The organism is Nonomuraea typhae (genome assembly GCF_009760925.1).
GTDB classification, from domain to species: Bacteria; Actinomycetota; Actinomycetes; order Streptosporangiales; family Streptosporangiaceae; genus Nonomuraea; species Nonomuraea typhae.
This window is the reverse complement of the sequence record NZ_VRLV01000024.1, coordinates 95,440-114,743: the sequence shown is the minus strand read 5'-3', so window position 1 is coordinate 114,743 and position 19,304 is coordinate 95,440. Positions and strand designations below refer to the sequence as shown.

The window sequence follows — 19,304 nt, the reverse complement described above, 5'->3', positions numbered from 1 at the left end:
GGCAAGGCGGCGGAGAGTAATGTTGGGCGGCATGGAGACACCTGAGGTGCACCCTGATCTTGAGCACATCTCCTTCCTCCTGGGCAGGTGGGAAGGTGCCGGGGTGGGCGGATATCCCTCGATCGAGAGCTTCAACTTCGGCCAGGAGGTCGAGTTCGGCCACAACGGCAAGCCGTTCCTCGAGTACGTGAGCCGGACCTGGCTGCTGGACGAGGAGGGCAACCGGGTGCGGCCGCTGGCGACCGAGTCCGGCTACTGGCGGGCGCGGCCGGAGCGGCAGCTCGAGGTGGTGCTGGCGCATCCGACGGGGATCGTGGAGATCTACGTCGGCGAGGTGGTCTTCCACAAGATCGAGCTGCGGACCGACATGGTGGCCAGGACGGAGTCGGCCAAGGAGTACACCGCGGGGCATCGGCTCTACGGCCTGGTCAACGGCAACCTCATGTGGGCCTACGACATGGCGGCCACGGGGCATCCGCTGACTTCCCATATGTCCGCGGAGCTGAAGAAGGTAGCTTGAGCGGATATGAGCACCCCTTTTTCCGCTGATGCCGTCGAAGCCATCAAGCGGCACATGAACGACGACCACGCCGACGACTCACTGATCATCGTGCGGGGGATGGGCGGGCGGCCCGAGGCCACTCAGGCGGTCACGAGCGACGTCACCGCGGAGGCGATCGTGTTCACCATCGACGGCGGCGAAGAGGTCAGCGTGCCGTGGGGCGAGACGCTGACCGAGCGTCCGCAGGTGCGCAAGGCGGTGGTGACGCTGTATCGCCAGTCGTGCGACAAACTGGGCATCGCCTGGCGCGAGGAGCACTGAAGAAGCGCTGAAGAAGCGATGAGGAAGCACTGAGGAAAGGCAAAGGGCCCCGGGCGGACTCCGCCTGCTCGAGCAGACGGGCTGGATGGGCCATGGGTCGGGATGGACCTCCCGCCCTCCAGCGGCCTCGGGGCCCCGGTGGTTGCCTCGTTTTCGCCGAACGGCGCGAGACATGGAGTCCGCATCGTCAGCGGACAACCACCTCGCTAGCCCAACTATGAATCACCATTGTTTGGACCACCTCCTTTCCGCGTGCTGACGACGTTATGTGAGGCCCCCGAACCCGGGCAAGCGATTATTCTCAGGGCATGACGGAGACGCAGTGGCACGAAGAACTCCGCGCCAAGGGCTACCGGGTGACCCCGCAGCGCCAGCTCGTCCTGGAAGCGGTCAAGGAGCTGGAGCACGCCACTCCGGAGGAGATCTGCGTCAAGGTCCGCCAGACCGCACGCGGGGTGAACATCTCCACCGTGTACCGCACGCTCGAACTCCTCGAAGAGCTGGGCATGGTGACCCACACGCATCTCGGGCACGGGGCGCCGACCTACCACCTGGCGGCCGAGGCCGATCACGTGCACCTGGTCTGCCGGGGGTGCGGCGAGGTGAGCGAGGTGGGGCCGGAGATGGCCGAAGGGCTGGTCAAGGGGCTGGACGACCAGCTGGGGTTCGTGGCCGACGTCCATCACCTCACGGTGTTCGGACTGTGCCGCACCTGCCGCTGAGGCGGGCGGATACCCTGGAGGGTATGCGTAGCCCTCTGCTCGATCTCCCCGGCGCGGTCGCGGCCGAAGCCCCCGACGCCGACGTGGCGGCGCACTACGGCGATCTGTTCGCCGAGCAGCGCGCGCTCGTCAAGGGTGAGGCGGTCGTCGACCGCAGCAATCGCGAGATCGTCCGCATCTCCGGGACAGACCGGCTGAAATGGCTCAACGACCTGAGCTCGAACAAGCTCGACACCCTGCAGCCCGGCGAGTGGACCCAGACCCTCATCCTCGACCTGCAGGGCCGCGTCGAGCACCACCTCACGCTCGTGGACGACGGCGAGGCCGTGCTGGCGCACGTCGAACCCGGCGCCGCGCAGGCGCTCATCGACTACCTCGACAAGATGCGCTTCATGCTGCGCGTCGAGGTCTCCCGCGCCGACGAGCTGGCGCTGATCTCCACGGCCGACGGCGACCGCTACATCCCGCGCGCCGAACTGACCGCGGACCTGGGCAGGATGGCCGGGCTGTGGGCGTACGAGGCGCTGCGGATCGAGGACTACCGGCCCCGCCTCGGCCTCGACACCGACCACAAGACCATCCCCCACGAAGTGGGCTGGATCGGCGCCGCCGTACACCTGACCAAGGGCTGCTACCGAGGCCAGGAGACGGTCGCCCGCGTGCACAACCTGGGACATCCGCCGCGGCGGCTGGTCTTCCTGCACCTGGACGGGAGCGTGGACACGCTGCCGCCGCACGGGGCGCCGGTGGTGCTCGACGGGCAGGAGGTGGGCTTCGTCGGCTCGGCCGCACGCCACCACGAGCTGGGGCCGATCGCGCTGGCGCTGGTGAAGCGCGCGGTGCCGGTGGACGCGCCGCTGCTGGCGGGCGGCGTGGCGGCCACGCAGGAGGTCATCGTCCCGCCGGACGCGGGCCGCAACGTCTCGATCGACCCGGCCCTGCGCCGCCGCATCCGCTGACTTCTGTCTCGACCTGGCCCTGCGGCGCCGTATCCGGTGGCTTCTGTCTCGATCTGGCCCTGCGGCGCCGTATCCGCTGACTCTCGTACGGCGGAGCCACCCTCACGCCACCCGCCGACGTGGGTTTGCGCCGATCGTGGGGGTCGCTTCTCACGTCGGACGTGGTCCCCGCCGATACGGCCGACGTCGGGGCTAGACGTCGATGACCAGCGTGATGGGTCCGTCGTTGACCAGCGACACCTTCATGTCGGCCCCGAAGCTCCCGGTCTCGACGCGGGCGCCGAGGGCGCGCAGTTCGGCGACCACGGCGTCCACCAGGGGCTCGGCGACGGGTCCGGGGGCGGCGGCCTGCCAGGTGGGGCGGCGGCCCTTCCTGGTGTCGCCGTAGAGCGTGAACTGGCTGATCACCAGGAGCGGGGCGCCGATGTCCGAGCAGGACTTCTCCCCGTCCAGGACGCGCAGCCCCCACAGTTTGGCGGCCAGCTTTCTGGCCTCGGCCGCCGTGTCCGTGTGGGTGACGCCGACCAGGACCATGAGCCCGGGCTCGTCGATCGCGCCGATCGTCTGACCGTCCACGACCACCGAGGCCGTGCTGACTCGTTGCACTACCGCCCGCATGAGAAGTCATTCTCGCCGATCCGTAGACTCCTGGGGAAAGGGGGCGGGAATGTCGCTTGTGGTGGAAGTTGTCCGGTCTGGGTTTGTGGAGTCCACGCACCTGGCCCGGGTTCTGACCCTGGACGCCGCCGGGACTCCGGTGGACGTGCACGGGGCCGTGCACGTGCCCGCCTCGCCGCGCTCGTCGATGAAGCCGCTGCAGGCGCTGGGCATGCTGCGCCAGGGACTCCGGCTGGAGGGCGAACTGCTCGCGCTGGCCTGCGCCTCGCACGCGGGCGAGCCGTACCACGTGGACGGGGTGCGCAAGATCCTGGCCGGTGCCGGACTGGACGAGTCGGCCCTGCGCTGCCCCGAGGACTACCCGGAGGACCGCACGGTCGGCGAGAAGTCGCGCGTCACCATGAACTGCTCCGGCAAGCACGCGGCCATGCTCGCCACGTGCGTGCTCAACGACTGGCCCCTGGACACCTACCTGGAGCCGGTGCATCCGCTGCAGCGTGCCATCCGCGCCACCGTCGAGGAGCTGACCGGCGAACGGGTGGCCGCCTCCGGCGTGGACGGCTGCGGCGCCCCGCTGTTCTTCGTCTCCATGCTCGGCGTCACCAAGGCGTTCCGCGCCCTGCCCCTCGCCGCCCCCGGCAGCCATGAGCGCCACATCTTCGACGCCATGCGCGCCCACCCCGAGTGGACCTCCGGCACCGACCGGCCCGAGGCACGGCTCATGCGGGCGCTGCCCGGCCTGATGCTCAAGTCCGGGGCCGAGGCGTTCGACGCGTTCGTCTTCGAGGACGGCCGCGCGGGGACCGTCAAGATCGAGGACGGCTCCGCCCGCGCCCGCACCCCCGTCACCGTCGCCGCCCTGCGCAACCTCGGCCTGACCAGCCCGGATCTGGAGCCGTTGGCCAAGGGCGTCTTGTCCGGCGGCGGCCGCCCCGTGGGCGAGATCCGGCTGCGCTAGCCGCGCAGGAGGGCGGCGATCTCTCGCTGGCCCTGCTTGACCGCGTGCTGCAGCGCGGTCACGCCCTCGCGGTCGGCCAGGTCCCGGTCGGCGCCGGCGGCTAGCAGCAGGCGGACGATCTCCTGGTACTTCGCCGAGCCGTCGCCCAGGATCACGGCCTCCAGCAGGCCGGTCCAGCCCAGGTCGTTGACGTGGTTGACGTCGATGCCGGTCTTCAGCACCTCGCGCACGTAGTCGACGTGGCCCCGCTCGCACGCCGGGATCAGCGAGACGCCGCCGTACCGGTTGCGGATCGTCAGGTCCGGCTTCGCCGGAAGGAGCACCCGCAACATCGCCACGCTTCCGGTCACGCCGGTCACCAGCCACGGGGTGTCGTGCTGGGCGTCCAGGGCGTCAGGGTCGGCGCCGGCCGCCACCAGGATCTGCGCCACCTCCACGTGGTCCTCGGCCGCGGCCAGCAGCAGGGGAGTACGCTGCCGGCCGTCGCGGGCCTCCAGGTCGGCCCCCTCGGTGACCGCCTCACGGACGGCGGCGGCGTCGCCGGCTGCGGCGGCGGTGAGCAGTTCGTCGTCGAGCACGTCTGATCCTTTCACGGCTCTTGGGGAGGTACGGCCCGGCACGGGGGAAACCGGCCGGTCACCACCTCCCCCACAGGCCGCCGCCACGACCGCCAGCCCCGCGAGCAACAGCCCGCGCCTGCCAACCCCCACACCCCCATCCTCACCCCGCAGGCCGTCTTTGGCCCCCCGAGTTTGGTAACCGGTGCGGTGGTTGCCCTTGGGCTAGGAAGGGGCCTCCCGGGTTGGGTAATCGGTGGGGTGGTTGGCTTTGGGGTTGGGAGCGGCCTCCCGGGTTGGGTAACCGGTGCGGTGGTTGCCCTTGGGGTAGGGAGCGGCCTCTCGGGCGTCGCGGGTCACGTCAGCGGAGCTGGCCCTGGATGGCCTTGAGGCCGGCCTGGGCGAGCGCCTCGTCGATGTCGCCGCTCGGCGCCCCGCCGACGCCGATGCCCGCGATCGGGGAGCCGGCCGAGGCGACCGGGATGCCGCCGGCCAGCAGTAGGGTGCCGGGGATGGCGGCCAGGGCCTGGTTCTTGGACAGCGCGCTCGTCGGCTGGCCGAACGACACGGCGGTGAACGCCTTGCGGCGGGCCGACTCCTCGGTCTGCGGACCGGCGCCGTCGCCCTTCAGGATGAGCCGGGTGGCGCCGGAGCGGTCCACGATGGCGACCGTGACCCGCTGCTTCTGCTTGACCGCCTCCTTCTGGACCGCGTCGGCGATCTTGAGGGCGGCGTCGGCCGACAGCACGTTCGTCTGGACCACGGGCGCGTCCTGCGCGGCGGCCTGGGCGGTGGCGGCGGTGGTGATGCCACCGGCGACGGCGAGCGCGGCCAGCGACGCGGCGGCGATGCGGGTGCTGAGCTTCATGGTGTTCCTCCAGGTCAGGTCATTGGTCCGACGGGATTAAGCCTGCCGGGCGGATCGGGGCGGGCCATCGAGAGAGCGATCGAGGCTGCGGGGAGAATCGATTGAGGAGGAGGTCAATCGATCGGTTGATGCGCGGGCAGGAAAGCCTGCCTACGCTCACACCGGAGAAAAGGGGGCGGGATGGAGAGGGTGTGGCTCAACCGGGCCATGCATCTGGGCTTCTTCCTGCTGCTGGCCGCCTCCGCCGCGCGCCTCGTGGTGCGGCACGAGATGGACCTCAGGACCGTCGTCGCGCTGGCCGACACGGCGCTGCTGGCGCTGGTGTACGGGGGCGGGGTGCTGGTGTGGGACCGGCTCGGGCGGCGGGGACGGCTGGCGTGGCTGGCCGTGGTGCTCGGGTGCTGGCTGGTGCTGGTGGAGCTGGCGCCGTCGTTCGCCTGGTGCGCGATCCCGCTGCTGTACGTGTGCCTGCGGCTGCTGTCGCTGCGGATGACCCTGGTGGCGGCGACGGTGCTGACGGTGGCGGTGATCGTGGCGCAGATCAGCCTGTCGGACCGCTTCGATCCGAGCCTGGTGCTGGCGCCGGTGGCGGTGGCAGCGATGACCATTGTGATCTTCTGGGAGTTGAGGAAGGCGGGAGTCATGCAGGAGCGCGAACGGCTCTCGCGGGAGATCCACGACACCCTGGCCCAGGGGCTGACCAGCCAGCGCATGCTGCTGCAGGCGGCCGACCGCGCCTGGGAGTCGGACCCGGAGCAGGCCAGGGCGTATGTGCGCACGGCGATCGAGGCGGCGGGGGAGAATCTGGACGAGGCCCGCAGGTTCGTGCGCGATCTGGGCCCGGCGCCACTGGCGAAGGCGTCACTGGCCGACGCCCTGCGGGGGCTGGGCACGCAGTTCCGGCTGGAGGGGGAGGAGTTCCCGCTGGATGACCGGACGCAGGCCGTCCTGCTGAGGGTGGCGCAGGGCGCGGTGGCGAACGCGCGTGAACACGCGCGGGCGAGCCGGGTGATCGTGACGCTGTCGTATCTGGACGACGAGGTCACGCTGGACGTCTACGACGACGGCGCCGGGTTCGACCAGGCGGTGGCCCGGCCCGGGCGCGGGTACGGGCTGCGGGCGATGCGGGATCGCGTGGCCGAGGTCGGCGGCACGCTGACGGTGGAGAGCGCTCCGGGGGAGGGCACGGCGGTGGCTGCGAGGATTCCCGTATGAAGTTGTTCCTGGTCGACGACCATCCGGTGGTCAGGGCGGGCATCGCGGCGCTGGTGAGCGGCGAGGCCGACATGGAGATCGTCGGGGAGGCGGCCGGCGCCGACGACGCCCTGCGGCTGATCGCGTTGCGGCAGCCGGACGTGGTGCTCATGGATCTGCAGCTCGGCGACGGGCCGGACGGCGTTGCCGCGACCAGGAAGGTGCGCGCGCTGGACCCGGCGCCGCAGGTGCTGGTGCTGACGACGTACGAGACGGACGCGGACATCGTCCGGGCGATCGACGCGGGCGCCACCGGGTACGTGCTCAAAGCCTGCCCGCCGGACGAGCTGTTCCAGGCGATCCGGGCCGCCGCCAGGGGAGAGACGGCGCTCTCGCCCAAGGTGGCGACCCGGATGATGCGCCGGATGCGCGATCCGGGCCCGGCGCTGACCGCCCGGGAGATCGAGATCCTGGAGCTGCTGGCCCGCGGCGCCGGCAACAGAGAGATCGCGAAGGCCCTGTTCGTCACCGAGGCGACGGTCAAGACCCATCTCAACCACGTGTACGGCAAGCTGGGCGTGGACACCAGGACCGGCGCGGTCAGCAAGGCGATCGAGCTGGGCCACATCCGCCGCTGATCAGCCGAGGATGAGCCGGCCGATCCTGTCCACGGTCTCGAACGGGTCCCCGGCGCCGATGCGGTTCTTGGTGATGCCGACGGCCAGGCCGCTCTCCTTGTCGGCGAAGGCCGCGGTGCCGCCGCTGCCGCCCATGCCGAAGTAGGACGGCTTGTCCAGGGCGGTGGTGAGCCCGACCGAGTACCCGAGGCCCCAGGTGACGGGCCTGCCGGTGACCTCGTCCATGCCGGCGGCCTGGGCGGAGGTGGCCTCGGCCAGCCGTCCGGCCGGGATGAGCCCGTGGAGCAGGCCGTCGTACATGCGGGCCAGACCGCGGGCGGTACCTGTGGCGCCGGCGTCCGAGGTGAGGAGGTCGGGCCGGTTGCTGAGGGCGGCGTCGGGCAGGGCCTGCATGGGCGCGGCGGTGAAGCCGTCCACGACCCGGAAGAAGGGGATCTGGGCCAGCATCTCCGGCGGCATCTCCATCGGCGGGCCCTGCGGGTCCTCGATCACGGCCAGCCGGGGCAGCTCGGCGGCGGGCACGGCCAGGAACAGCTCACCGGCCACGCCGAGCGGCTGCGCCACCTCCTCGAGCAGCACCTGGGAGACGGTCTTGCCGGAGGCCCGCCGTACCACCTCGCCGACGATGAACATGAAGCTCTGCGGGTGGTAGCCGATCTTGGTGCCCGGCTCCCACCAGGGCTTGGCGCCGGCCAGCGTCGCGCACATCTTCTCCCAGTCCACGAGGTCGGCGGCCGTGGTGTCCACCGGGACGCCGGGCAGGCCGAGCTGGTAGGTGAGCGCATGCCGTACGGTGGCCCGCTCCTTGCCGTGGGCGGCGAACTCGGGCCAGTACTCCGCGATCGGTGTGTCGTAGGCGAGCACGCCGCGCTCGGCCAGGACGTGGACGACGGTGGCGACCATGCCCTTGCCCGTGGAGGTCACGTACACCGGCGTGCCGGAGGTCATCGGGCGGCCGGTGGCGGGGTCGGCCACACCGGCCACGGCGTCGACGACGAGCTCGCCGTCCCGGTAGACGGCGACCTGGAGGCCGCGCTCCACACCGGTCTCCACGAGCTCGTCGGCAAGGGCCTGGACGTTCTTCTGCAGATCAGTCATGCGCATATGACGAGCCGGCGCCGGAAAAGGAATCGGGGAGATGCAGATCCGGGAAGAGTTCGTGGCCGAACGTGGTGATCTGGCTGATCAGCGGCCCGTCCATGCGGAAGACGCCGAGCCAGAACGGCGAGAACAGCTCCTCGCCTGGCCGGCGGAGGTAGGCGGCGATGGCCGGTTGCCGGTTGACCCGGGCCGGCAGCACCCGCCAGTCGCCCCACGAGCCCTCCCCGGCCATCTGCGGCCCCCACGAGGAGACGAAGGCGTCGCGGCCGAGGATCCACAGGGGCGCGGGCGGCATGGTCTGCCAGACGTCGGCCTTGAGCAGCGCGGGCAGCACGGCGGGGTCGCCTTCCTCCAGCGCTCTGATGTACGTGCGGACGACGGCCAGTTCGTCGGCGCTGGCGGCGTTCATGCGCTGGGCGGGCAGGTGCTCCTTGAGCACCGGACGGGCCCGCTGCAGGGCGCTTTTCACCGCGGTGACCGTCGTGTCCAGGGCTTCCGCGGTCTCGGCGGCGGACCAGCCGAGCACGTCACGCAGGATGACGACGGCCCGCTGCCTGGCCGGGAGATGCTGGATCGCCACCAGGAAGGCCAGCTCGATCGTCTCGCGCTCGATGACGGCGTTGAGGAGATGGTCGGGGTACGGCTGAAGCCACGGCACATGGGCGGAGACCGGCCACGACAGGCCCTCGTCGGCCGCGATCGGGGCCTCGCGCGGCTCGGGGCGGCGGGGGTTGGCGCGCAGGAAGTCGAGGCAGGCGTTGGTGGCGATCTTGTACAGCCACGCCTTGAGGTTGTCCGGCGGCGTCTCGCGCTTGCGCCAGGCGCGCAGGAACGTCTCCTGGACCAGGTCTTCCGCCTCGTGGTAGGAGCCGAGCAGGCGGTAGCAGTGCACGTGGAGTTCCCTGCGGTGCCGCTCGAGCTCCTCGGCGTTCACAACGACCGGAGCTGCCGGGTGGCGGAGATGGCGCCGGAGGTGGTGGTGGTGAAGGTGCGCATCGATCCGGCGAACTTGGACAGGTCCCACTCGGCGGGGCCGTGGTACCAGTACAGGTTGTCGGCCTGGTGGCCGTTGCCGGTGACGGAGGCCACGATGCGCGACCAATGCTCCACGCCATCAAAAATCACGGCGTAGGGCAAATATCGCGAAAAAAGCTCGACTCGGTGCTGCTCAGGGACATTTCCCAGCTCGCCGGAGAACAAGTACTGCCGGAAGCCCAGCGTGTGCGCGAGCGCGGCCGAGCCCTTGGCGGTCCTGGCCGGCATGGCCTGCCCGCCGACGGCCAGCGCCGCCCCTGCGATGATCACCGCCAGCCCCAGCAGCCCGTAGGTCGTGAACCAGGCCAGCGCCCCCGTGGCCAGGACGCCGACGCCGATGAGGGCCAGGCCGAGCGTGGTCCACCGGGTCCGCTCGGTGTCGGGCCGCCGGGCGAACCACCCCTGCCGCACCACATCCTCATAAAGCTCATCCCGCACTTTCCCGAGATTTTTCGCGAAAGAGCCTGACAAATCCGACAAGAGGGTGGCGTCCCTGCCCTCGAACACCGCGTCGTACAACGCCTTCTCATACGGCAGCAACGCGTTCACCGGCGCGTTCGGCAGGCTGACCAGCAACCAGTCCGGCGCGTCGTAGGCCCCGCGCGGCTGCTCGTCGATGCGAAGGTACCCGCGCACCGCCAGGTCCACGATGGTCGCGGTCACGTCCACCACGTCGGCCTGTTCGTCCACGAGCGTGCCGATCTGCCCGGGCCGCACCCCGTCCGGCGGCGAGAAGTGCCCGTTCTGGATGGGATCGACCGAGGCGGTCTCCTGCCCGGCGACCCGGGCGTCGCGCCCCCGCGTCCAGTACAGCAGCACCACCCCGCCCAGCAGCAACACCAGCAACCCGGCCAGCGCCCCGCCGGTCACCACGTCCAGCGTGAACGCGGCGGCCAGCGAGAACCGCCGCTCCAGAAGCGGCTTGCCGGAACTGGTCCCCTTCGGATAGCCGACCACGACGGTCAGCGCCTGCCCCGGCCCCAGGTTCTGCTGCTCGAAGTCGGCCTCGGTCGCCCCATGATCCATGGAGGCGCTGGTGCAGCCGACGGCCGAGGTCAGCTCACCGGCGAAACAGGACAGGTTCTGCACCATGCCGGCCCCGGTGACCTTGACGGTGGCCTTGGCGACCGGGACGTTCCAGCCGTTGACCGCGAACCAGCGCAGCTCCTCCACGCCCCCGGCCGGCGTGACCGCGCCCGTGACCTCGTAGGTGACGGTCGCCGGGGCCTTGACCGTGAGCACGTCACCGGCGAGCTGCCCGCCCTTGACGTTGGCGATCCGGTAGAGGCGGTCGTTGGCGTCGTCGAACCGGGTCCGGGTGAGGAAGGTCCGCCTGACCTCTCCGGGGCTCTCGGCGCCGATCTTCTCGCTCACCCGGAGCACGCCGTCCTTGCGCAACTCCAGCGTGACCTCGTCGGTGATCGGCCCGGCTGCGGTGGCGCTCGCAGGGGCGGGCACGGCGGTCAGCAGCACGGCGGCCACGCCCAGCATCAGCCTGATTCCGGTCATGGCGGCAAATCGTATCGGTTCCCCCTTTCTCCGGCAGGGGTATGCCTCTGACCAGGGGGAATAATGCTGATCAGGCCGATGCTGGCGGTCAGCGGGGAGCTGCCCATCGCCTCGCAGGAGGCGGCCTGGGCCGCCGAGTTCAAGTGGGACGGGGTACGAGCCGTCGCCTACCTGCTCGACGGAGAGGTGCGGCTGCTCTCACGCAACGACCGCGAGGTGACCGGCGCCTATCCGGAGCTGCGCGCGGATCTGGCGAGCGACAAGAACATGGTGCTGGACGGGGAGATCGTCGCGCTGGACTCCTCCGGCGCGCCCGACTTCGGCAGGCTGCAGTCGCGCATGCACGTGCGCGCGCCGAGCCGGTCGCTGGTGGCGGCCGTGCCGGTGGTGTACCACGTCTTCGACGTGCTGCACCTGGAAGGGCGATCGACGTTGCGCCTGCCGTACGAGAAGAGAAGGAAGCTGCTGGAGGACCTGCGCCTGGAGCGCGGGCGGGTGCGGGTGCCGCCCTCGTTCCCCGGCAGCGCGCGGGTGGTGCTGGACGTCGCGCGCGAGCACGGGCTGGAGGGCATCGTCTGCAAGCGGCTGGACGCGCCGTACCTGCCGGGGCGGCGCAGCGAGCTGTGGATCAAGGTCAAGCTCACGCTGATGCTGGACGTGGTGGTCGGCGGCTGGAAGCCGGGGGAGGGCCGCCGGTCCGGGACGATCGGCTCGCTGCTGGTCGGCGTGCCCGGGGACGAGGGGCTGCGGTACGTGGGTCACGTGGGCACCGGCTTCACCGAGCGCATGCTGCACGAGCTGCTGGTACGGCTGACGCCGCTGGTCCGGCCGGTCTCGCCCTTCGCCGGACCGGCTCCGGAGCCCGCGCACTGGGTGGAGCCGGTGCTGAGGGGCGAGGTCGAGTACGCCGGATGGACCCGCGACGGCGTCCTGCGCCACCCGACCTGGCGCGGGCTCACAACGTGATGCCGTCGGCCGCCCGCCGTACGCTCTCGTCGGAGGCCGGACCGGCCGGGTTCTCCTTGGCCAGGGCCTGGTTGAGCGCGACGAACCCGGCCATCCGCTCCTGGTAGCGGCCGGGCCCGCCGGTCGTGGCCAGCTCCTCGGCCAGCACGTACGCGCCGACCATGGCCAGGCTGGTGCCCTGCCCCGACTTCGGCGAGGCGCAGTAGGCGGCGTCGCCCACGAGCGCGACCCGTCCCTTGCTCCACTCCGGCAGGTGGATCTGGGACATGGAGTCGAAGTAGAGGTCGCCGGCCGCCGCCAGCGCCTCCAGCAGCTTCGGCGCGATCCAGCGCAGGTGGGCGCACGCGCCGGCGAGGATGCGCTTCTGCTGCTCGGCGTCGCGGTAGTCGTAGGCGATCGGCCCGGATTCGAAGCCCAGGTTCACCACGATCTCGTCGTTGCCCCGTGCCGGGTAGATGCCGAAGCCCGCCGCGCCGTCGCGGTGCCAGACCTGCCACTGGTCGAGGCCGAGGAAGTTCTCGGTGCGGAAGAAGCCGACGTAGGTGCCGAGGTGCTCGATGAAGCGCGCCTCCTCGCCGAAGACCAGCCCGCGGGTGTTGGAGTGCAGCCCGTCGGCGCCGACGACGAAGTCGAAGCTGCGCGGCGCGTTCTTCTCGAACCTCACGTGTACGGCGGAGCCGTCGTCGTCGAGCGAGGCGATGGAGTCGCCCCAGAGGATCTCGGCGCCCTCGACGGAGTCCAGGAGGATCCGGGTGAGGTCGTCGCGCATGATCTCGACGTCCGGGCTGTCCAGGCGGCCGCCGCTGTAGGTGGACTCCTCGCTGCGCATGACCTCGTTGCCGTCGCCGTCCATCACCGACATGCCCCGCATCTCGGTCCTGAGGGAGCGGATCTCCTCCAGGATGCCCATCCGCTGGGCGACGGTCAGCGCGGCGCCCCGCACGTCGATGGCCTGGCCGCCGCCGCGCGGGCCGGGCGCCCGCTCGACGAGGGTGACGCGGATTCCGCGCCGGCGCAGCCAGTAGGCCAGGACGGTGCCGCCGATGCTCGCACCTGAGACGAGGACGTTCACGAGGGTTCTCCATTCAGTCGTTGACGCTGTACGCAAAGTGAATGTACACAGTACGCACAGCCGGTGCAACAGGCATTTCTGCTAGCTTCTGTACTAGTACAGCGCGGACATGGGAGAACTCGTTGAAGGCGGAGAACATCGCGGCCGACATCAAGCGGCGCATCGCCCAGGGCATGCTGAAGCCCGGCGACAGGGTCCCGTCCACCCGTGGCCTGGCCCGCGAGTGGGACGTCGCCCTGGCCACCGCCGCCAAGGCGCTGACCACCCTGGCCCAGGAGGGTGTGATCACCGCCGAGCCCCGTGTCGGCTACACCGTCGTCGGCCCCGCCCGCGACCGGACCCCCACGCCCTCCGACCTCACCCGCGAGCGCATCGTCCGCGTCGCCATCGAGATCGCCGACGCCGAGGGCCTGGCCGCGCTGTCCATGCGCGGCATCGCCTCCAGGACCGGCGCGGCGACCATGTCCCTCTACCGGCACGTGGCCGGCAAGGAGGACCTGGTCGTCCTGATGGCCGACGCCGCCTACGGCGAGGCCGGCTACCCCGCCGACCCGCCGGACGGCTGGCGGGCCCGCCTGGAGTTGTCGGCGCGCAGCATGTGGGCGCTCTGCCGCCGCCACCCCTGGCTGCCGCACGTCACCGCGCTGACCCGGCCGCTGGTCGTGCCCAACCTCATGCGGCACGCCGAGTTCGTCCTGGCCGCCCTGGACGGCTACGGCCTCGACGCGCTCACCCGGCACAACCTTCACGTGCTGCTCTACAACTACGTCCAGGGCGTGGCCGTACACCTGGAGCGCGGGACCCAGCAGCAGGAGGCCAGCGGCCTGGACGAGGAGAAGTGGATGGACGCGCAGGGACCCGGCCTGGCCGCCATCGCCGCCTCCGGCGCCTACCCGCACTTCGTCGCCGTCACCGCGGGGCTGGGCGAGGACTACGACATGGACCTCGACGCCTTCTTCGAGTTCGGCCTGACGCCACTGCTCGACGGCATGGCGCGGGTCATCGAGCCCTCGACATAACGACTTTCGTTATTTACGATAATCGTTATGAGATGGATCGCCAGGCTCGAGATCGTGTTCACGATCGCCTTCGTCTTCGCTTGTCTCGGCGGCTTAGGGCTGCTCCTGCAAGCCGTGTCCATGGCCTTCTTCGGGAACGCCGGCGGCATCGGCGTCGTCCTCACCGTGCCGGAGGCCGGCGTGACCGGCACCCTCGCCGAGCACGCCGCCTTCGTCGGCGGCGTGGGCGAGGTCATGGTCCGCTCCACGCGGCCCTCGCCGCCGGTCGCCGGCCTCTACCTGCTCGACAACCTGCCCTGGCTGGTCACCGGGCTGCTCGCGCTGCTGAGCCTCGTGCGGGCCCTGCGCCTGGCCAGGTCGGGCGACCGCGCGCTCTTCTCCGCGCGCACCGCCGGCCACCTGCGCACGCTCGGCTGGACCCTCATCATCGGCACCGCGGCCTCGTCCGTGCTCTCCTGGCTGGCCAAGACGCTCCTGTCGGGCGTGCTGCTCACCCAGGTCAACCCCGTCCAGCCGCCCTCGGGCGGCGGGCTGGTCGCCATGCTGTTCGGCGCGGCCGCGCTCGGCATCGCGGAGATCGTACGGCGCGGCCTCGCCCTGCTCGAAGAGGTGGAGGCGACCATCTGACATGCCGATCCACATTCGCCTGGACCAACTGCTCAAGGAACGTCAGATGACGCTCACCGAGCTGTCGCACCGCGTGGAGATCACGGTGGTCAACCTGTCCATCCTCAAGAACGGCCACGCCAAGGCCATCCGCTTCTCCACGCTCATCCGGCTGTGCGAGGCGCTGGAGTGCCAGCCGGGCGACCTGCTCGCCTACACCCCCGACGCCTAGTCGGAGATCGCGATCCGCAGGCGGCGGAAACCCTTGCCCTTGCTCTCGATCTTGGTGACCTTGATCCGGCCGATCTGGCCGGTGGAGCCCACGTGGGTGCCGCCGTCGGCCTGGGTGTCCAGGCCGACGATGTCCACGATCCGCACCTCCTCGACCTCCTCGGGCACGAGGTTGGTGGCGGTGCGGATGATGTCCGGGATCTCGAACGCCTCCCCGCGCGGCAGCACCCGGATGTCGATGCGCCGGTCGAGGCCGATCTCGGCGTTGCAGGCGTCCTCGACCGCCTCCTTGAACCCCGCTGGCACCTCCGGCAGGTTGAAGTCCATGCGGGCGCTGAACGGCTCCATGTTGCCGCCCGTCACCAGCGAGCCGTAGTCGCGGAAGACGACCCCGCACAACACGTGCAGCCCCGAATGGGTGCGCATCAGCGCCGAACGCCGCTCGTCGGCCACGGCCGCCCGCACGACCGTCCCGACCGGGGGAATCGGATCGCCCTCGGCCGGAATCAGGTAGAGATCGTCGCCTTTGCGCACCCCGGCGATCCGGGTTTCGACACCCAGCCAGAGCAGAACTCCCTGATCCGCCGGCTGACCGCCGCCACCTGGGTAGAATGCCGACCTGCTCAAGACGATCCCCTCGGGTGTCGCGTCCAGCACGACAGCCTCGAACTCACGCAGGTTCTGGTCGGACAGCTCAAGGCGCTCGGTGCGCCCGTGGAGGTCGGAGCTCATGCCCGGCAGCTTAGAGCCCACGAGGTGATCATGCGCGGCCTGATGCATCGCCAGTTGATCGCACCAGCCGCGCTGATTCTGGCGTTTTGTTCCGGATGTAGCAGTGCGGCGGGCGACGCCGTCCATTCCGCCCCCACCCCGGTCCAGCAGAAGGCCGCACCCGTGCTGATGTTCGTGGGCGACAGCTTCACCGTCGGCTCCGGCCCCGTCCCCACCTGGGGCAGCTACGCCTCGGAAACCGCCCGCCTGCTCGGCTGGCAGCCCGTCATCGCCGGCGCGGGCGGCACCGGCTACCTCAACAAAGGCCGCGTGGGCCGCACCTTCCGGGACTCCTTCGAGGCCGAGCTCGCCTGGCGCCCCGCCCCCGACCTGCTGGTCATCTCAGGCGGCCACAACGACCGCCGCTGGCACACCCTGGGCGTACGGCGGGCCGCCGCGGAACTCCTGTGGACGGTCCGGGCCCGCTGGCCGGAGACCCGCATGGTCATGGTCGGCCCGATCTGGCTGGACGCCGCCCCGCCCAAGGCGTTCGCCGTCCGCGACGCGCTGGCCGAGGTGGCCGCCAGGGAGGAGGTCACGTTCCTGGACCCGCTGCGGCAGCGCTGGATCACCGGCCGCCGCGCGGAGGTGCTCCTGCCCGACGGGGTGCATCCCACCTTCGCCGGTCACGCGGACCTGGCCCGGTGGCTGGCCGGCGCGCTCGAGGGCGCCGGCCTGGCGGGTCACCAGGGGCCGTAGGGACCGTTGCTGCCGCCCCGGCCGCCCATGCCCTTCACCGCAGGCTTGACGTCCACGATGTACACCGTGGCCGCGATCACCGCGATGATCGAGAAGATGCCCAGGCCGATGCCGATGAAGACGGCGCCGCCGTAGATCATGAAGGCGGTGAAGTACGACCACGATCCGGCGGCGGCGAACAGCGTCGCCAGGCCGAGGATCAGCAGCCACAGTTCCTTCTTCAGCTTGCCCGCCGAGATGAAGGCGTTGCCCGGCACGCGTAGCGCGTGGATCAGCGCGTAGAGCGACATGCCCAGGATGCCGACGGCCAGCACCAGGAAAAGAAGGTTGAGAACGCCGTTGATCACACTCATGTTGGCTCCGCCCAAGGCTGCGTTGTCGGCCCCAGCCTAGTGCGCAACTCGGGCACGCGGGCAACAGAAAGGACCCGGCCCCTGGTGGGGACGGGTCCTGAGGCGCCAGGTCAGGCCTTGGGCTTGTCCGTGCGCGAGGTCGTGCGGGTGCTCTTCTTCGCGGTGGCCGGCTTCGCGGTGGCCGGCTTCTCGGTGGTGCTCTTCGGGGCGGCGGGCCGGCGCGTGGTGGCGACCGCGGCGGTGGCGGGCTCGGCGCTCTCCGAGACCTCCTCCAGCTCCAGCGCGGCCTCGCCGCTCACCTTGCTGACGACCTTGCGGCCGCGGCTGGCGAACTGCTCGTAGACCTCGGTCGCCTTGTGGCCGAGCTCCGAAGCGGCCTCGGTGGCCTTGTGGCCCAGCTCGTCGGCGTAGGCGCGAGCCTTCTCGGGCAGGTCGCGGGCGAAGCCCTCGGCCTTGCCGCTCAGCACGCGGGCCCGCTCGGGCAGGTCCTTGGCGATCTCGGCGCGCCGCTCCTGGAGCTTCAGCAACTGCTCGGGCAGCTCCCGCAGCTTCTCGACGGCGTAGTCGCCGGCGCCCGCGACCGCGTAGAAGGGCTTGGACTCGGTCAGCTTCTTGACCTCGGTGGCGAGCGTCATGGGTTAACCTTCCTTGGTTTCCTGGGTGACGGTGCCGTTGCTCGAGGTCGCCGCGTAAGGCTCGAGAGCGGCGAGGTATTCCTGCGGCAGCGGCGCGTCGTCCGAATCGGGATCGCGCTGGGGACGGGCGTTCTGGGAGGTCTGCTCGTCCTCGGCGCGGTTCTCTTTGCGAAACGACTCGTAGATGTCGATGAGCACCTGGCGTTGCCGCCCGGTGATGTGGGTGTCGGCCCGGATCGCGGCCTCCACGTCGCTCGGCGGCTCCCGGTCTTCGATGAGACCCGCCTGCACGTAGAGCGCCTGCGCCGAGATGTGGAGACCCTTGGCGATCTGGTTGAGGATCTCCGCGCTCGGTTTGCGCAGGCCGCGCTCGATCTGGCTGAGGTAGGGGTTGGAGACCCCGGCGGCGGCGGCCAGCTGGCGCAGTGAGATCTTCGCCTGCTGCCGCTGCTCGCGGATGTACTCGCCGATCGAACCGACCTTGGGCAGTGCCATGCCCATAGTCTGCCTCAAGGTGCTTGCAATTGCAAACGAGGAGCTAACAGTTGCAAGCGGTCCTTGGTGAGCTAGAGGGGCATCACCCAGAGGAAGGCCGCGGCGGACAGGAGGGCGGCCGAGAGGCCGAGGTAGCCGTAGCGGAAGTGGGGCTGGAGCTCCGGGTCCGGCTTGACCAGGCGGTTCACCCGGGCCATGACGTTGGCCGAGCTCACGCTGCCCAGCATCCCGTGCGGAGCGGGCATGGCGCCGGCCGTACCGAAGCGCAGCAGCGCGGTGGCCAGGCGGCGGGGCGAGCAGTAGCGGCGGGCACGGTCGTCGGCGGCCATCTCGACCAGCAGCTCGACCTGGGACTGCGCCTCGCACACCACCTTGGACCAGGGCAGCAGGCGGCGCAGCGCGCCGAAGGGCAGCAGGACCAGGTCGTGACGCTCGCGGACGTGCGCGGCCTCGTGGGCGAGCACCGCGGTCAGCTCGTCGTCCGACAGCAGCTTGAGCGCGCCCGCGCTGATGACGACCTGGGAGCGCAGGCCGGGCACGCAGTACGCGGCGGCGCCCGGGTGGTCGAGCACGCGCACGCCGGGCACGAAGGGGTCGTCGCGGGAGATGAGGGCCAGCAGCTCGCGGTGGCGGCGGCGGGCACGCAGCGCCTGGACGCCCGCCGCCAGGGTCACGGCGACGAGCACGGCCAGCGCGGTCAGGCCGGCCACGAGGGCGACCAGGTGGGGCAGGTCCCAGGGGGTGACGGGCGGCCAGCCTTGGGCGAAGGCGATCAGTCCGTGCAGGAGACCCCGCTCGTACGGCTGAACGGCGTAGGCGAGCATCGCGCCCGTGGTGGCCAGCCCCCAGGCCAGGCCGAGTGCCTGCCAGAGGATGATGGCGGTCTTGGGGGCGCGGTAGGTCCAGCGTGCGGAGGTGAATCGCCAGGCGCCGAGCGCGCACGCGGTCGCGAGCGCTGCCAGCGCGGCGGCGGTTATCACTCGTCCTCCAGCTCCGTAAGGGCTTTGCGCAGGATCTCCGCCTCATCGGCGGCGACCGCCTGGGCGAAGCGGGTCAGGGCGGCCGATCGGTCGCCCGTCATTTCCAGAGCCTCAAGCATAAGCTCGGCGATGTACGTGTCGCGGCTTTCCGCAGGTTCGTAACGCCATGCCCGGCCGTCACGGATGCGGTTGAGGAAGCCCTTGCGGGTCAGCCGGTCGAGGACGGTCATCACCGTGGTGGGGGCGAGGTCGCGCTCGGCGATGAGCCGGCCCACCTCACGGGCTGTCAGCGGGCTGCTCTGCGCCCAGAGGATGTTCATGATGCTGCGCTCAAGCTCGCCAAGACCCTTCACACGCTCCAGCGTAGTACTACAACGTGTCGAGCAGCCATCCGGGATGCTGGTGAGATGGACATCACTCTTGTTAAGGGAGATATCACCATGCAGGAGGTCGACGCCGTGGTCAATGCGGCGAACTCCTCCTTGATGGGGGGCG

General features: G+C 70.7%; 25 protein-coding genes and 1 pseudogene. 13 read left to right on the top strand and 13 right to left on the bottom strand.

The features are described from left to right. Positions 1-31: 31 nt before the first annotated feature. From FVE25_RS51590 to ygfZ, 4 genes are all read left to right on the top strand, one after another. Positions 32-520, top strand: a complete 489-nt coding sequence (locus FVE25_RS51590) for a heme-binding beta-barrel domain-containing protein (protein ID WP_157254752.1) — start codon at positions 32-34, stop codon at positions 518-520. A 6-nt stretch (positions 521-526) separates the two neighbouring features. Next, positions 527-823: a DUF2470 domain-containing protein gene (locus FVE25_RS51585; protein WP_157254751.1), complete on the top strand. Its 297-nt coding sequence runs from the start codon at positions 527-529 to the stop codon at positions 821-823. Positions 824-1,131: 308 nt separating this feature from the next. Continuing rightward, complete coding sequence (locus FVE25_RS51580) at positions 1,132-1,545, top strand: Fur family transcriptional regulator (RefSeq protein ID WP_157254750.1); 414 nt, start codon at positions 1,132-1,134, stop codon at positions 1,543-1,545. Positions 1,546-1,568: 23 nt separating this feature from the next. Continuing rightward, entirely contained in the window at positions 1,569-2,504 is a 936-nt protein-coding gene (gene ygfZ / locus FVE25_RS51575; RefSeq protein WP_157254749.1) for a CAF17-like 4Fe-4S cluster assembly/insertion protein YgfZ, read from the top strand. A 192-nt stretch (positions 2,505-2,696) separates the two neighbouring features. Here ygfZ and dtd read toward each other — a convergent pair whose 3' ends face one another. Further along, on the bottom strand, positions 2,697-3,122 hold the full coding sequence (dtd, locus tag FVE25_RS51570) for a D-aminoacyl-tRNA deacylase (RefSeq protein WP_157254748.1): 426 nt from the start codon (positions 3,120-3,122) through the stop codon (positions 2,697-2,699). Here dtd and FVE25_RS51565 point away from each other — a divergent pair. Further along, the gene (locus FVE25_RS51565; RefSeq protein ID WP_343046195.1) at positions 3,121-4,080 is read left to right on the top strand and encodes an asparaginase; all 960 of its coding nucleotides are present in this window, start codon (positions 3,121-3,123) and stop codon (positions 4,078-4,080) included. The genes dtd and FVE25_RS51565 overlap by 2 nt on opposite strands. On the opposite strand, the gene FVE25_RS51560 is transcribed toward FVE25_RS51565, so the two are convergent. Together FVE25_RS51560 and FVE25_RS51555 are read right to left on the bottom strand one after the other, a co-directional pair. Continuing rightward, positions 4,077-4,658: an ankyrin repeat domain-containing protein gene (locus FVE25_RS51560; protein WP_246268794.1), complete on the bottom strand. Its 582-nt coding sequence runs from the start codon at positions 4,656-4,658 to the stop codon at positions 4,077-4,079. The two genes, FVE25_RS51565 and FVE25_RS51560, sit on opposite strands and share 4 nt — an antisense overlap. Positions 4,659-4,998: 340 nt before the next feature. Continuing rightward, positions 4,999-5,505: a GlcG/HbpS family heme-binding protein gene (locus tag FVE25_RS51555; RefSeq protein ID WP_157254746.1), complete on the bottom strand. Its 507-nt coding sequence runs from the start codon at positions 5,503-5,505 to the stop codon at positions 4,999-5,001. Between the two features lie 180 nt (positions 5,506-5,685). Here FVE25_RS51555 and FVE25_RS51550 point away from each other — a divergent pair, with 180 nt between their 5' ends. Together FVE25_RS51550 and FVE25_RS51545 are read left to right on the top strand one after the other, a co-directional pair. Further along, positions 5,686-6,720 (top strand): sensor histidine kinase, encoded by a 1,035-nt coding sequence (locus tag FVE25_RS51550; RefSeq protein WP_157254745.1) that lies wholly within the window; start codon positions 5,686-5,688, stop codon positions 6,718-6,720. Then, on the top strand, positions 6,717-7,337 hold the full coding sequence (locus FVE25_RS51545) for a response regulator (protein WP_157254744.1): 621 nt from the start codon (positions 6,717-6,719) through the stop codon (positions 7,335-7,337). The genes FVE25_RS51550 and FVE25_RS51545 overlap by 4 nt, the downstream gene beginning before the upstream one ends. Here FVE25_RS51545 and FVE25_RS51540 read toward each other — a convergent pair whose 3' ends face one another. From FVE25_RS51540 to FVE25_RS51530, 3 genes are read right to left on the bottom strand one after another with little or no spacing between them, the layout of a single operon-like run. Next, entirely contained in the window at positions 7,338-8,435 is a 1,098-nt protein-coding gene (locus FVE25_RS51540) for a serine hydrolase domain-containing protein (protein WP_157254743.1), read from the bottom strand. Further along, positions 8,428-9,372, bottom strand: a complete 945-nt coding sequence (locus FVE25_RS51535) for an RNA polymerase subunit sigma-70 (protein ID WP_157254742.1) — start codon at positions 9,370-9,372, stop codon at positions 8,428-8,430. Before FVE25_RS51535 ends, FVE25_RS51540 begins: the two co-directional genes overlap by 8 nt. Beyond that, on the bottom strand, positions 9,369-10,982 hold the full coding sequence (locus FVE25_RS51530; protein ID WP_157254741.1) for a DUF2207 domain-containing protein: 1,614 nt from the start codon (positions 10,980-10,982) through the stop codon (positions 9,369-9,371). Before FVE25_RS51530 ends, FVE25_RS51535 begins: the two co-directional genes overlap by 4 nt. A gap of 63 nt (positions 10,983-11,045) precedes the next feature. Between FVE25_RS51530 and ligD the strand changes: the two genes are divergently transcribed. Further along, positions 11,046-11,948 carry a non-homologous end-joining DNA ligase gene (gene ligD / locus FVE25_RS51525; protein ID WP_246268792.1) on the top strand — a complete coding sequence of 301 codons (903 nt, stop codon included), beginning with the start codon at positions 11,046-11,048 and terminating at the stop codon, positions 11,946-11,948. On the opposite strand, the gene FVE25_RS51520 is transcribed toward ligD, so the two are convergent. Further along, entirely contained in the window at positions 11,938-13,020 is a 1,083-nt protein-coding gene (locus FVE25_RS51520) for an FAD-dependent monooxygenase (RefSeq protein ID WP_157254740.1), read from the bottom strand. The two genes, ligD and FVE25_RS51520, sit on opposite strands and share 11 nt — an antisense overlap. A gap of 122 nt (positions 13,021-13,142) precedes the next feature. Between FVE25_RS51520 and FVE25_RS51515 the strand changes: the two genes are divergently transcribed. The 3 genes from FVE25_RS51515 to FVE25_RS51505 are packed head-to-tail and all read left to right on the top strand — an operon-like array spanning position 13,143 to position 14,877. Then, positions 13,143-14,039 carry a TetR/AcrR family transcriptional regulator C-terminal domain-containing protein gene (locus tag FVE25_RS51515; protein ID WP_246268791.1) on the top strand — a complete coding sequence of 299 codons (897 nt, stop codon included), beginning with the start codon at positions 13,143-13,145 and terminating at the stop codon, positions 14,037-14,039. A 27-nt stretch (positions 14,040-14,066) separates the two neighbouring features. Next, entirely contained in the window at positions 14,067-14,666 is a 600-nt protein-coding gene (locus FVE25_RS51510) for a DUF2975 domain-containing protein (RefSeq protein ID WP_157254738.1), read from the top strand. A 1-nt stretch (position 14,667) separates the two neighbouring features. Continuing rightward, a complete protein-coding gene (locus FVE25_RS51505; RefSeq protein ID WP_157254737.1) occupies positions 14,668-14,877 on the top strand; it encodes a helix-turn-helix domain-containing protein in 210 nt (69 codons plus the stop codon). On the opposite strand, the gene FVE25_RS51500 is transcribed toward FVE25_RS51505, so the two are convergent. Beyond that, the gene (locus FVE25_RS51500) at positions 14,874-15,608 is read right to left on the bottom strand and encodes an alanyl-tRNA editing protein (protein ID WP_157254736.1); all 735 of its coding nucleotides are present in this window, start codon (positions 15,606-15,608) and stop codon (positions 14,874-14,876) included. The two genes, FVE25_RS51505 and FVE25_RS51500, sit on opposite strands and share 4 nt — an antisense overlap. Before the next feature lie 42 nt (positions 15,609-15,650). On the opposite strand from FVE25_RS51500, the gene FVE25_RS51495 reads away from it, so the two are divergent. Further along, positions 15,651-16,346 carry an SGNH/GDSL hydrolase family protein gene (locus tag FVE25_RS51495; protein ID WP_157254735.1) on the top strand — a complete coding sequence of 232 codons (696 nt, stop codon included), beginning with the start codon at positions 15,651-15,653 and terminating at the stop codon, positions 16,344-16,346. On the opposite strand, the gene FVE25_RS51490 is transcribed toward FVE25_RS51495, so the two are convergent. From FVE25_RS51490 to FVE25_RS51470, 5 genes are all read right to left on the bottom strand, one after another. Further along, positions 16,331-16,699, bottom strand: a complete 369-nt coding sequence (locus FVE25_RS51490) for a DUF2516 family protein (protein WP_157254734.1) — start codon at positions 16,697-16,699, stop codon at positions 16,331-16,333. The genes FVE25_RS51495 and FVE25_RS51490 overlap by 16 nt on opposite strands. 110 nt (positions 16,700-16,809) lie before the next feature. Continuing rightward, positions 16,810-17,334 carry a hypothetical protein gene (locus FVE25_RS51485; RefSeq protein ID WP_181019985.1) on the bottom strand — a complete coding sequence of 175 codons (525 nt, stop codon included), beginning with the start codon at positions 17,332-17,334 and terminating at the stop codon, positions 16,810-16,812. A 3-nt stretch (positions 17,335-17,337) separates the two neighbouring features. Then, a complete protein-coding gene (locus FVE25_RS51480) occupies positions 17,338-17,829 on the bottom strand; it encodes a helix-turn-helix domain-containing protein (RefSeq protein WP_157254733.1) in 492 nt (163 codons plus the stop codon). 71 nt (positions 17,830-17,900) lie between these two features. Further along, the gene (locus tag FVE25_RS51475; protein WP_157254732.1) at positions 17,901-18,809 is read right to left on the bottom strand and encodes a M56 family metallopeptidase; all 909 of its coding nucleotides are present in this window, start codon (positions 18,807-18,809) and stop codon (positions 17,901-17,903) included. Next, positions 18,806-19,129 carry a BlaI/MecI/CopY family transcriptional regulator gene (locus FVE25_RS51470; protein ID WP_281367994.1) on the bottom strand — a complete coding sequence of 108 codons (324 nt, stop codon included), beginning with the start codon at positions 19,127-19,129 and terminating at the stop codon, positions 18,806-18,808. The genes FVE25_RS51475 and FVE25_RS51470 overlap by 4 nt, the downstream gene beginning before the upstream one ends. Positions 19,130-19,216: 87 nt before the next feature. Between FVE25_RS51470 and FVE25_RS56050 the strand changes: the two are divergent. Then, a pseudogene (locus FVE25_RS56050) lies at positions 19,217-19,304 on the top strand (O-acetyl-ADP-ribose deacetylase); the annotation flags it as partial.

Coding starts and splice junctions, on each gene's coding strand:
- FVE25_RS51590 (WP_157254752.1), top strand. CDS start 32: ATGGAGACACCTGAGGTGCACCCTGATCTTGAGCACATCTCCTTCCTC.
- FVE25_RS51585 (WP_157254751.1), top strand. CDS start 527: ATGAGCACCCCTTTTTCCGCTGATGCCGTCGAAGCCATCAAGCGGCAC.
- FVE25_RS51580 (WP_157254750.1), top strand. CDS start 1,132: ATGACGGAGACGCAGTGGCACGAAGAACTCCGCGCCAAGGGCTACCGG.
- ygfZ (WP_157254749.1), top strand. CDS start 1,569: ATGCGTAGCCCTCTGCTCGATCTCCCCGGCGCGGTCGCGGCCGAAGCC.
- FVE25_RS51565 (WP_343046195.1), top strand. CDS start 3,121: ATGAGAAGTCATTCTCGCCGATCCGTAGACTCCTGGGGAAAGGGGGCG.
- dtd (WP_157254748.1), bottom strand. CDS start 3,122: ATGCGGGCGGTAGTGCAACGAGTCAGCACGGCCTCGGTGGTCGTGGAC.
- FVE25_RS51555 (WP_157254746.1), bottom strand. CDS start 5,505: ATGAAGCTCAGCACCCGCATCGCCGCCGCGTCGCTGGCCGCGCTCGCC.
- FVE25_RS51550 (WP_157254745.1), top strand. CDS start 5,686: ATGGAGAGGGTGTGGCTCAACCGGGCCATGCATCTGGGCTTCTTCCTG.
- FVE25_RS51545 (WP_157254744.1), top strand. CDS start 6,717: ATGAAGTTGTTCCTGGTCGACGACCATCCGGTGGTCAGGGCGGGCATC.
- FVE25_RS51540 (WP_157254743.1), bottom strand. CDS start 8,435: ATGACTGATCTGCAGAAGAACGTCCAGGCCCTTGCCGACGAGCTCGTG.
- FVE25_RS51530 (WP_157254741.1), bottom strand. CDS start 10,982: ATGACCGGAATCAGGCTGATGCTGGGCGTGGCCGCCGTGCTGCTGACC.
- ligD (WP_246268792.1), top strand. CDS start 11,046: ATGCTGATCAGGCCGATGCTGGCGGTCAGCGGGGAGCTGCCCATCGCC.
- FVE25_RS51510 (WP_157254738.1), top strand. CDS start 14,067: ATGAGATGGATCGCCAGGCTCGAGATCGTGTTCACGATCGCCTTCGTC.
- FVE25_RS51505 (WP_157254737.1), top strand. CDS start 14,668: ATGCCGATCCACATTCGCCTGGACCAACTGCTCAAGGAACGTCAGATG.
- FVE25_RS51500 (WP_157254736.1), bottom strand. CDS start 15,608: ATGAGCTCCGACCTCCACGGGCGCACCGAGCGCCTTGAGCTGTCCGAC.
- FVE25_RS51495 (WP_157254735.1), top strand. CDS start 15,651: ATGCATCGCCAGTTGATCGCACCAGCCGCGCTGATTCTGGCGTTTTGT.
- FVE25_RS51490 (WP_157254734.1), bottom strand. CDS start 16,699: ATGAGTGTGATCAACGGCGTTCTCAACCTTCTTTTCCTGGTGCTGGCC.
- FVE25_RS51485 (WP_181019985.1), bottom strand. CDS start 17,334: ATGACGCTCGCCACCGAGGTCAAGAAGCTGACCGAGTCCAAGCCCTTC.
- FVE25_RS51480 (WP_157254733.1), bottom strand. CDS start 17,829: ATGGCACTGCCCAAGGTCGGTTCGATCGGCGAGTACATCCGCGAGCAG.
- FVE25_RS51470 (WP_281367994.1), bottom strand. CDS start 19,129: ATGAACATCCTCTGGGCGCAGAGCAGCCCGCTGACAGCCCGTGAGGTG.